Origin of the sequence: Arthrobacter sp. Hiyo1 (assembly GCF_001263615.2) — a bacterium.
GTDB lineage: Bacteria > Actinomycetota > Actinomycetes > Actinomycetales > Micrococcaceae > Arthrobacter.
Window position 1 is genome coordinate 168,521 of the sequence record NZ_DF952477.1, and the last position, 8,450, is coordinate 176,970.

10 protein-coding genes and 1 pseudogene are annotated in these 8,450 nt (G+C 61.3%); 3 read left to right on the forward strand and 8 right to left on the reverse strand.

The window, feature by feature from the left end; translation table 11 throughout:
• Window positions 1-560: pseudogene (holA, locus tag AHiyo1_RS22170) on the reverse strand (DNA polymerase III subunit delta); the annotation flags it as partial.
• A 47-nt stretch (window positions 561-607) separates the two neighbouring features.
• Window positions 608-1,429 carry a ComEC/Rec2 family competence protein gene (locus AHiyo1_RS22175; protein ID WP_084784678.1) on the reverse strand — a complete coding sequence of 274 codons (822 nt, stop codon included), beginning with the start codon at window positions 1,427-1,429 and terminating at the stop codon, window positions 608-610.
• 860 nt (window positions 1,430-2,289) lie between these two features.
• Between AHiyo1_RS22175 and AHiyo1_RS22180 the strand changes: the two genes are divergently transcribed.
• Entirely contained in the window at window positions 2,290-2,475 is a 186-nt protein-coding gene (locus AHiyo1_RS22180) for a hypothetical protein (RefSeq protein ID WP_059390019.1), read from the forward strand.
• A 37-nt stretch (window positions 2,476-2,512) separates the two neighbouring features.
• Here AHiyo1_RS22180 and AHiyo1_RS22185 read toward each other — a convergent pair whose 3' ends face one another.
• Both AHiyo1_RS22185 and AHiyo1_RS22190 read right to left on the reverse strand, forming a co-directional pair.
• Window positions 2,513-2,959: a hypothetical protein gene (locus tag AHiyo1_RS22185; RefSeq protein WP_059390020.1), complete on the reverse strand. Its 447-nt coding sequence runs from the start codon at window positions 2,957-2,959 to the stop codon at window positions 2,513-2,515.
• Between the two features lie 151 nt (window positions 2,960-3,110).
• A complete protein-coding gene (locus AHiyo1_RS22190; RefSeq protein ID WP_148667710.1) occupies window positions 3,111-3,485 on the reverse strand; it encodes a PASTA domain-containing protein in 375 nt (124 codons plus the stop codon).
• Between the two features lie 232 nt (window positions 3,486-3,717).
• Between AHiyo1_RS22190 and AHiyo1_RS22195 the strand changes: the two genes are divergently transcribed.
• Window positions 3,718-4,017, forward strand: a complete 300-nt coding sequence (locus tag AHiyo1_RS22195; RefSeq protein ID WP_059390022.1) for a hypothetical protein — start codon at window positions 3,718-3,720, stop codon at window positions 4,015-4,017.
• Between the two features lie 158 nt (window positions 4,018-4,175).
• Here the strand turns inward: AHiyo1_RS22195 and AHiyo1_RS27615 are convergent, their stop codons facing one another.
• From AHiyo1_RS27615 to AHiyo1_RS22210, 4 genes are all read right to left on the reverse strand, one after another.
• Window positions 4,176-4,856: a hypothetical protein gene (locus tag AHiyo1_RS27615; protein ID WP_059390023.1), complete on the reverse strand. Its 681-nt coding sequence runs from the start codon at window positions 4,854-4,856 to the stop codon at window positions 4,176-4,178.
• Between the two features lie 68 nt (window positions 4,857-4,924).
• Window positions 4,925-5,485, reverse strand: a complete 561-nt coding sequence (locus AHiyo1_RS22205) for an RNA polymerase sigma factor (protein WP_253257558.1) — start codon at window positions 5,483-5,485, stop codon at window positions 4,925-4,927.
• A gap of 196 nt (window positions 5,486-5,681) precedes the next feature.
• Window positions 5,682-5,849: a hypothetical protein gene (locus tag AHiyo1_RS27620; protein ID WP_253257559.1), complete on the reverse strand. Its 168-nt coding sequence runs from the start codon at window positions 5,847-5,849 to the stop codon at window positions 5,682-5,684.
• A complete protein-coding gene (locus tag AHiyo1_RS22210; RefSeq protein WP_253257560.1) occupies window positions 5,822-7,399 on the reverse strand; it encodes a peptidoglycan D,D-transpeptidase FtsI family protein in 1,578 nt (525 codons plus the stop codon). The genes AHiyo1_RS27620 and AHiyo1_RS22210 overlap by 28 nt, the downstream gene beginning before the upstream one ends.
• 525 nt (window positions 7,400-7,924) lie before the next feature.
• Here AHiyo1_RS22210 and AHiyo1_RS22215 point away from each other — a divergent pair.
• Window positions 7,925-8,450: RNA polymerase sigma factor (locus AHiyo1_RS22215; protein WP_216363290.1), on the forward strand; the 526-nt coding region annotated here is incomplete at its 3' end.

An 8,450-nucleotide genomic window follows, 5' to 3' on the forward strand; every position in this document is an offset into this window, starting at 1 on the left:
CGCAGCGAGTTCGGAGAGGCTGGCTCCGACTGCATTGACGAGGCTTGGACGGCTTCCGCTTCGATGCGGCGGCCGCCTGCCTTGAATTCCGAGGCGACGAATGCTGTTTTCTCGGCGTCCTTTTTCAAGGGTTGGCAGTCCACCACCGGCCATCCGGAGGACTTGATGGCGTCCAGGAGTTTCTTTCCGCGCACCCCGCCACCGTGGCGAAGGACCAACACGACGTCGTTCTCCGGTTGGGCTACGTATTTCAAGGCATCGGCAAGGAAGGCATCGGTCATGGACTCGAGGCCCTCGATCTCGATGAGTTTTGCCTCATCGAACAGCGACGGCGTGACCGCCATTGCGAGGGAACCGGACTCGTAGCTTCCGGCATTGAGCTTGCTGATTTCCACTTCCGGTGCTGCGGCACGCACTTGCGATCGGATCCGATCCATGGCCCGGATTCCGAGGTATTCCTCAGGGCCGGTGATGAGCACTACCGCGGATGGGGTAACGTCCCGCCAGCTGGCGGTGTTCGCCGCGGAAGTTTTAGCCTTGGAGACCTGGGCAGCAGCCAATGTTGCTTCCTTCCAGAAGGGTTTTGCAGAATTCCAGTCTCCCACGTTCAGCGGGTCCATCGGCGACGAAGAGACGACTCCCCTGCGGCTATGAGGAGCACCAAGCGGCCGTGCAACCACAGTACGGCGGAGACCACCCGCGTCGGATGCAAGACCAGCCACACAAGCAGGACTGTCCCAACAGACCAGAGACTCATGGTGGCGATTCCAGCGGGACCTTCCGGCCACGGCAAGGACGCTCCGGGAAGCCCGGCGAAGAACCTGGCGATTGCCGCCACCATTCCCGCGCTGGCCCCGGCAACGGCTATCGGAACAATTGCAAGCCAGGGAAGCAGCGGGACAAGGGGGACAGCAATGGTTCCCAGGATCGTCACGGGTGCGACAAACGGAGCAACTGCGATATTCGTCAGCAATGAGCAGCTGGAGAACTGCGGTTGCAAGGCTACGATGACCGGGCTGCACAGAAGCTGCGCCGCCAAGGGGACGGCAACGGCGGACGCTAGCCAGGAAGGTACCCAAGACGGAGCCCAGGAAGCGATAGGCCGTGCCAACAGGACAATTCCCAGGGTAGCGAGGACGGACAAGAGGAACCCCACACTCGTACCAAGTGAGGGATCCAGGGTGAGAAGCCCAGTGACCGCGAGGCACAGAAAGCCCAGGCTCCTGCCCTGCCGGCCGCTACTTAGCGCGGTGAGGCCGATAGCACCCATGACCGCTGCCCTCAGGACGCTTGCGTCCGGCCCCACCATCATGACAAAGGCCGCCAGGCCACCAAGGGCCACGATTGCCGCGACTCCCCTAGCAAGCCTGAAGCTCCTTGCCAGTAGCACCAGGCCGCCAAGAATGAGGCTGCAATTTGCGCCGCTCATTGTTGAGTTAGGGGGTGGGTGCACGTTAAGCAGACCAGCCAAGGGTGCCTAGGCAGAATTTCACGGCCTGCTGAGTCACCGCATGTCCGAGCTTGAGGGCCTTTGCCTAGTTGGAACTTGGTTCGGGTTGTCCCAGTTCTCCGTCGTTTCGAGGGGGCATCAAGAGCGCCTTCTGTCCGCTTTGACTCTGCCGTTGGGGAAGGACCTCGATGGGTCGTTTCTGTGTCCCGGTCGCCGCCCGGGGCGTGGCAAGGTTGGGTCATGCATATTCGACAGGAGGCCGGAGCCGATCACGTCGAGGAATTGGCTCACGTAACCGAGATGTGTTGCGTCCTTTTGAATGTGGCAGTTTGATTCAGGACCGGCGTGACGGCTTGAACCAGAACCACCCACGACTCACGGGTTGCTACCGTCTCGCCCGCACCATCGCCCAACAAACCGCAGACCAAAGTTCAGCGGCGGGACGCCGGCTCGTCTGTGCAGATTCTTCTGCCTCGGCCTTGGCGGCCTGAACGATCTCAAGGAAATCCGCCCGCTGGGGGCAGCGCTTGGAAACCGCGGCCAATCCCATCGTCTGCGGTCACCTGCTGCAGCAGTGGGGAATGGTGGTGGACCTCCGTGTAGGTTTCCTCCAAATAGCCACCGTCATAGGCACGGATAACGCGACCGTCAGATCCGCTGCTGCCTTAATCGTTTGCCGGCCAGACACCTCTACTTGACCCGCAACGCGCTCCGTATTCGACCCTCATTGAGCTGCTCCTCTGCGCCGTAGTCGCATCCGCCGAGTGTTGCACGCCGGCTGAAGCACGGCGGACAATCGAAGGGAAGGGCTGAAAAGCACGGCGCAGCAGGAGGACCCGATGAGTTTCCCGTTCGAGTCGATTCTGGTCTTGGTCTTCACCATCGCGATGTGCGAGGGATACGTCATACTCCGCGAGGATGCTGAGGCAATAGATGGTCGAGCCCTGTCCGGGGCGATCGGAGCCGGCATGGGTCTCGTCGTCGTAGCGTTACTGATCTTCTGGATGCTGGGTATCGCACGATAGGCCCGCAAGCAGGGTCTCACAAGCTCGACGCGCTTGTTTATGTGGCGTATGTTTTTGGAGCCCGGCCCTTGTATCGTGCGGCCAAGAGCGTTCCTGCTGTTGCCAGGACAGGAATGATCAGGAAGAAGGCACCGCCTCCGCTATTAATCACCCCTGCTATTCCGATCCACCAGCACAGGGCCGCTGTAAAGCCATAGAGGATGACCATGGAGCCACGATGCGCAGACTGGGCACGGCTAGCCCTGTGGCGGCGCGATTGATTGACGTGTTGGGCCTTGTGGTGACGGCTCTGACGGCGTGCGGCCCGGAACGTCGCGATTGTTGCAAGAACGGGGACGACCAGAAAGATGGCCCCCGCACCGCTGTTCACCACTCCGACCAACACGATCCACCAGCACAATGCCGCGGTGAAGCCCGAGAGGACCACCAAAGTCGGTCGTGTGGCGGGACGAGCCGGAATCAGCGATTCAAGATTGGTGCTCACGGTCGCTCCCTGTGCGAAATCCCAATACTTTGCTCTTCATCAGAGCACGGATCAGGGAGCTTTGCGAGGGGTCCACCCCGGCATTGCTCCATCCAAATGGCTCGCGAAAAAATGGCAGGTTAGCGGTACCCGCCACGAGCCGCCGCATCCTTCACCCGGCGGTTTCCTCCCCCGGATCTTCGCCGGTAAGCGTGACTATTCGAGGCGGGTCTTCCGGAGTTGCATGAGCCGAGTCCACCGAGGGCGGTGGACTGTCGAGTTTGCGCGCCATATCCGGCTCCAGATCCGAGCGCAGCCAAACCCGCAGGGAATCGTTCCGATACAAAACAATTCCTGGATCTGGAGACTGGCTCTGAATGGTCGTGTTGCGGCGCCATGCAAGCTCGCTTATTGGTGGCCCATCCGGATCTGGATTCGCCAAGGTCAGGCCAGCGGCTTGGGCTATCTCCCGTGCTTTGAGGAAACGTTCCCCGACAACATCAGGAACAAAGACGAAGTCCGCGGCCCGTTGGTCGTCGTTGAGCATGTCAGGCATGTCGCTTGTCCTCCTACCCGTATTGTCCGTCCCGGCCAACACGCAGACAACGCTTCACCGACAAGAGCAGTCGCCGAATTGTGAAGAGTCCCCTCGCCGCGCGGCCCTGGCGAGCTAGCACCATGCAATGACGCTGCGGTGTCGCCTTCAGCTACTCCCCAGCCTGGCAGCCGTTTTATTGGGACCCTACTCCGGGAACTGCCGCTGGTTGTAGGCTCCGAACATGCCGGAAACAGAAGGTAGCAAGCGGCTGGAGCCAAGAATGACGCGCGGCAGCTTTAGATTCACCTACTGGGCCGTGATTGTCCAAATCTTCCTCAGCGTCATCCTCATGCTGCTGAATGTCGGCATCTTGCCGGGCAGGGAGTGGGAACCTGTAGCTTTCTTCCTCGCTGCCGCACTCTTCTTAGTCAATTTGATCTTTCTCGGCCGCCTCCTCCGTGTCCGCCGCAACGACACACACTTCTGGAACGAAGAAGAAGCCCGCAGGGAAGAGTGGGATCGCAGGGGAAGGCAACTCTAATTTTGAACCGATATATCAGAGGACTCTCGGTATTGCTCGCGATCCGGCAAATGTAGCGCCGCCTCAAGGGCTACCGGAAGCCCTTCAGTGAGGCGAAGTCCTCCCCAGTGCGGCCACTCGGCGGCCCCGGATCCACCTGTGTGGATAAGAGCTGTCGGTTAGTGGTTCGTTCGCACTAGGAAGTTCGGTGCCTGCTGAATCCACCCGCCCTCACTCTTGACGGACTCCAAGGCCCTTTTCGCACCGGCAGGAACCATCAGCCAGCCGGCTTCGGTCCGGTCCGGCGATTCCACCTTCAATCCGTAGCCTTCGAAGCTTCCCAGGAGCGTGCACCCCATGGATCGGCCCTGTCCTGCGGAGTCGACCGGGACAATGCAGATCTTGTCGCCTGCGGGCGCACCGTAATAGGTGTAGTCATCGCTCTTTCCCAAGAGCCGGGTCTGCGAGGGGTCGATCAGATCCTTGGGCAGGATGGCCAGTGCCGGGGCGGGAAGCCTGTCCGTTCCCTGTTGTGGTCTGGACAGCGACTCGATGATCCTCGACGCATCCAGGGAATTATCCGGAGGCGCCAGAACCAGGGCGGCCGCACCTCCAGCAGCGCCCACAAGGACCAACCCAAGAAACACTGCCTTGATCTTGGCGGGTAGCCTCCGCAGCGTCACGACTGCCAGGCGCGTCCGGCTCGAGACCGGCGGCATCCCCGGCGCGGCATGAACGAAACCTGCCTGATGCATTGCCGCCCGCTCCCTTGCCGATGTCCGTGCGGGCGCCGCCGTCATCTCCACGAGCTGGCGCCGCAGCTCCTCGCTCCTGTCACCCTGGAACTCGTATGCCCTCATGATTCCCTCCCTCCGTGCACAGCGTGATCATCAATTGCGTGCTCGTTGGACACTTCCTGATACAAAATTCAGAGCCTTGTTTTTGCCCGGTGCAGTCTCGATTTCACGGTGCCCTCGGCGATCTTGAGAGCGGCGGCCGTTTCTCTGACACTCAGTCTTTCGACTACGCACAACGTCAAAACATCGCGCTCCATGGGTCTAAGCCTCTCGAAAGCCTGCCGAAGACCCAATGCTCGTGCCTCACGTTCGTCAGCGTCGGCGAATTCATCGGCCACATCGGGGCCTGCAGCCGGCGGAGGGAGCTGGACAAGCAGGTTTCTGTACCGTCGTCGCTGCCGGATCTCGTTGCGGATCGTATTGTTCGCAGTAACCAGCAACCAGGCCACGATCGAGCCATTGACCATGCGCACATACTCCCGCCGGCGCCATGTCTCGTAAAAGACAATTGCCGTCACGTCCTCAGCGGCGTGAGGGGATCCTAGGAATCTCAGCGCGTGCCGCAGCACTCTGTCCCGATGGCGATCGAACATGGCACCGAAAGCATCACCATCGCCGTTGATGACAAGCCTCCACAACCTCTCGTCCGAGCATTCCGAGTCCCCGTTCATACTCCATAGTGTCCGGACCACGGAATTGGTTCCATGCTTTCCAACAGAACTTTTCCCACGCCAAGGATTGAGAGTCAACATGGTGGAGAATATTGGCGGACCTCCATGTAGCTTTCCTCCAAATGGCTGAGTATCTCAACCTGATCCAGGATTGGCCATAATCTGCCGCAATACTGGTCTGCACCCCCCAGCCGGTCCAGTCTCGCGAGGCTTCGGATCAGTACTTCTGCGGCAGCGCGACGGAAGGCGTAGTGGAGGGGCTGACGTTGAAGGTGGTGAGCGTCGAGGACATGACGGAGTTGAAGACCGGGGCCTGCGTAATCCCGTAGATCCAGCCCTGCGGGTGCTGGACGTTCACTAGCACGACGTATTGAGGATCGTCCATGGGGCCATGCCCACCAGAGAAGCGGTGTAACCGCTCAGCCCGGCGCCGTCCGGTCTTGCTGTCTCAGCGGTGCCGGTTTTGCCGCCCACCCGGTACCCGCGAACTTTCACGTCCTGGACTTCACCGGCGGTGACGACGCTCTCGAGGATCTCCTTTAGCGATTTGTCAGTTGCCGGGGTGAGCACCTGCACTCCGGCGTCCTGTTGAGTCGGTGTTACCTTGCCGTCGGCGCCGGTGGTTGATTCAAGGAGCTGCGGCTTGAGCCTGACGCCGCCGTTCGCGATCGTTTGGTAGACCATCGCGGTCTGCAAAGGGGTTTGGGCAACGCCTTGGCCGAACAGAACCGTGTACTGTTGCCGGCCGTCCCATTTGTCGGGAGAAGCGAGTATGCCCGTTGATTCGCCGGGGAGTGGTATCCCTGTTTTCTCCCCGATTCCGAACTTCCGCAGGTAGCCGTAGCGCTGCTGGGCCGTCAGGTCTTTGCCCACCATGACGGTGCCCGTGTTGAGGGAGTAGCCCAGTACGCCCGCGAAAGTCATATGCAGCGTGCCGTGCCCAAACGAGTCATTGAAGGTCTGACCGTCGATGGTGTAGCTCGGGGGAATCTCCAATTGCGTGAGGGGTTGCACCTTGCCCTCCTGGAGCGCCGCGGCCGCGGTGACCGACTTCTCCGTCGAGCCTGGTTCGACGGCCGCTGTCACGGACCGCACGCCCCTGTCCTCGGGCTTGCTGGCCCCTGGGTTGTTCGGATTCATCGGTGAGGTGTCAGCCATCGCGCGGATCTTGCCGGTCTTGGCCTCCACCACGACGATGTTGCCCCATTCAGCGTGCAGCTGGGCCACGGAATCCGAGATCGCTTTCTGCGCAAGGTATTGAAGATCGCTATTGATGGTCAGCTGAACAGTCTTGCCGTTGACCGGCTTCACCTGTTCGATGGGCGCCACAGGGATGAGAATCCCGTCTGCACCGATTTCGAACTGGCGCTTGCCGGGTGTTCCGGTGAGCTGATCGTTCAGGGTCTGTTCGACCCCGGCGGCGCCCTGCATCTGGTCGTCGACAAACCCCACGATGTTGCCCGCAACCTCGCCGAGCGGGTACTCGCGCTTCCGCACGGCGTTGGAGCTCACGCCGGGGAATCTCAGATCCGCCACCCGCTGCTCCACATCGGGTGTGACGGATCGGGCCACGTAGGCGAATTTTCCGGTTCCGCCAACGGCCTTCTTCACGACCGAATCATCCAGGCCAAGAATCTGGGCCAGCTCGGTGATTCCCTGATCGCGAGCGACATGCCGGACAGACCTGTCCGGCAAGGGGATATCGAAGGCATCGAAGGCCGAGCTCTGGCTGGGGTCAGTCACGATGTCATAGGTCAGTACCGTACGGGCGAGAACCCGACCACGCTCATCGAGAATCTCCACCCTCGTGAAGGGGATGTCCTGCGAAACGGTACGCAGCTGCTGCGCCGCAGCGCTCAGGGTCGGGCCGTCAATGACCTGAACCCACACAAGCCTGCAGCCGATCAAGGCAAAAACGGCGAACCCGACGATCAATCCAGCCCTCGAACGCCATGCACGACTGACAGCATCTCTTGCCTGAGCCATCGCCGCAGACCCCCCACTCCCCCGATATCAACCTGCCCATCCTACGCACGCCCCCACCGAATCCCTCGGAAGAATCACTGCCAAAGTCGCGCCGGCTGCGCGACGGATGAGCCGGCATAGGCAGTCGGCGGGAATCTCCTCAACATGGTCGAGTCTATTGGTGGACCTCCGCGTAGGTTTCCTCCAAAGAGCCTCCGCCACGGGACATCGGTAACCGCCGGAACTCAATTCCGCAGGGTGGTCGCGCTTCGCGCTGGCGTGAGGGCTGGGGTGCAATTCTCTTGCCGTTGGGGCATGTCCTGGCGGGGGTGTTGGCAGTTCCGTTGGTACCGTATCGAAAAGTCGGTCCCGATCGTGGCGAAACCCGCTCGGTACCCCGGATTTCGGGAGTCGACATGGGCACCGGGAACTTTTGTGCTCATGGAGACATGAATGGGTATGGAGACCATGAGTCCGTCCGTCTCAGACCAGGTGTTGTGGGACCGCAGCGTTGCAGGAGATGCGGATGCCTTCGGCGAGCTGTTCGTTCGACATCGCGACGCGGTCTACAACTACTGTTTCCGCCGCACGGCCTCGTGGGACGCCGCGGAAGACCTCACGTCGGCCGTGTTCCTGGAGGTTTGGCGGGGCCGACGACAGCTGGCCCTGGATCGTGAATCGGCGCTGCCATGGCTGATCGGAACCGCATCGAATATGGTGCGCAGCAGGATGCGATCCGCGGTGCGACGTTCCGCTATCGAGCGTCGAGCGGCTCGGCGGGAAGAGATGACCGATCCTGCCGACGACGTCTCCGAGCGCATCGATTCCGAGCGTCGCATGGCCGCCGTGCTGGCGGCCATAAGCCGGTTGCCCCGAGGCGAGCAAGAAGTCCTTGCCGCGTGCGTGTTCGCCGAGCTCGACTATAAAGCGGCCGCGGCCGCCCTGCATGTACCGATAGGCACGGTGCGTTCACGGCTGTCCCGTGCCCGGGCCCGCCTCCAAGAGAGCAACCAGCCGGTAG

Excerpts from the sequence above, each read along its gene's own strand:
- AHiyo1_RS22175 (WP_084784678.1), bottom strand. The coding sequence starts at position 1,429 with ATGAGCGGCGCAAATTGCAGCCTCATTCTTGGCGGCCTGGTGCTACTG.
- AHiyo1_RS22180 (WP_059390019.1), top strand. The coding sequence starts at position 2,290 with ATGAGTTTCCCGTTCGAGTCGATTCTGGTCTTGGTCTTCACCATCGCG.
- AHiyo1_RS22190 (WP_148667710.1), bottom strand. The coding sequence starts at position 3,485 with ATGCTCAACGACGACCAACGGGCCGCGGACTTCGTCTTTGTTCCTGAT.
- AHiyo1_RS22195 (WP_059390022.1), top strand. The coding sequence starts at position 3,718 with ATGCCGGAAACAGAAGGTAGCAAGCGGCTGGAGCCAAGAATGACGCGC.
- AHiyo1_RS27615 (WP_059390023.1), bottom strand. The coding sequence starts at position 4,856 with ATGAGGGCATACGAGTTCCAGGGTGACAGGAGCGAGGAGCTGCGGCGC.
- AHiyo1_RS27620 (WP_253257559.1), bottom strand. The coding sequence starts at position 5,849 with ATGGACGATCCTCAATACGTCGTGCTAGTGAACGTCCAGCACCCGCAG.